The sequence below is a fragment of the Burkholderia sp. Ac-20379 genome, from assembly GCF_017104645.1.
In the GTDB taxonomy this organism is placed as follows: Bacteria; Pseudomonadota; Gammaproteobacteria; order Burkholderiales; family Burkholderiaceae; genus Burkholderia.
On sequence record NZ_JAAGPF010000728.1, the window covers coordinates 1 to 1,230 of the forward strand.

At 57.6% G+C, this 1,230-nt stretch carries 1 protein-coding gene; it reads right to left on the bottom strand.

Going from position 1 to position 1,230, the window contains the following annotated elements; genetic code table 11:
* Positions 1-35 precede the first annotated feature (35 nt).
* Positions 36-1,171 (bottom strand): IS3 family transposase gene (locus G3N92_RS34270; RefSeq protein WP_206131903.1). Its coding sequence is split into 2 segments (ribosomal slippage): positions 36-919 and positions 919-1,171, totalling 1,137 coding nucleotides; the frame shifts between segments, so codons are not numbered across the junction.
* Positions 1,172-1,230 lie beyond the last annotated feature (59 nt).

The following is a 1,230-nucleotide window of genomic DNA, read 5'->3' on the forward strand; positions in this document are numbered from 1 at the left end:
TGGACTGCCCAGAGCACACTAGACACGCCTGACCCTCACGCCGCGGCTTGTTCAAAGGCCTCGGGACTCAGGCCGCCAAGATGACTATGGCGACGGGTTCGATTGTAAAAGACCTCGATGTAGTCGAAGACGTCGGCACGCGCCATATCGCGGGTTTTATAGATACGTTTGCGGATTCGCTCTTTCTTCAGGCTGCTGAAAAAGGATTCCGCCACGGCGTTGTCCCAGCAATTGCCGCGCCGACTCATCGAAGGCTCGAGCTTGTGTGATTGGCAGAAGCGACGCCATTCGTCACTGCCGTATTGACTCCCCTGGTCGGAATGAACCAACACGGATTGCTTCGGTTGGCGGCGCACAATCGCCATCAACAGCGCGTCGAGAACCAGCTCGCGAGCAAGCGTGGGCTTCATTGCCCAGCCCACGACTTTTCTCGAATAGAGGTCCAGCACTACCGCCAGATAAAGCCAGCCCTGCCAAGTTCGCAGATACGTGATGTCCGTGACCCAGGCACGGTCTGCCGCTTCGACGGTGAATTGTCGGTTCAGTCGATTGGGCGCGAGAATCGACGGCCGGCCAGCAGTGCGACGAGGCGACTTGTATCCTCGAATCGCCTTGATACCGTTGCGTTGCATGATTTTGGCCACTCGGTTCTTGCTGCAAACTTCACCCACCTCGCGTAGGTCGCAGCACACGCGACGTGCACCATAAACGCCGTAGCTGGCCGTATACGAGTCCCGAATCAGTCCAAGCAGCCGCTGATCCTCGGTATCTCGGTCAGACATCGGGAAATGCAGCCAGTGATAGTAGCCCGCACGCGCAACGTCCAGCATTCGGCACATCGTAGCGACGCGAAATTCATGCCGATGGTCGTTGATGAAGCGATACTTCACTCGGGCTCCCTGGCAAAGTATCGCGCGGCTTTTTTTAGGATGTCTCGTTCTTCTTCGAGACGACGCATCTGAGCCCGCAGGCGAAGCACCTCCTGTTTGGCTTCCAATAGTTCGCTGGCTTGCGCCTCGGACTTGTCGGGCTTGACCGCCTTGACCCACTTGTACAGGCTATGCGCAGATACGCCCAGCCTGGCCGAGACTTCGGCTACGGAGTAGCCCCGTTCCGTGATTTGCCGAACCGCTTCCTGCTTGAATTCCGGGGTAAATCTCTGTGCACTCATGACGCCCTCCTATGCTCAAATCATAGGCCGGCAGCGTCTAGCATTCCCTGGGCAGTCCA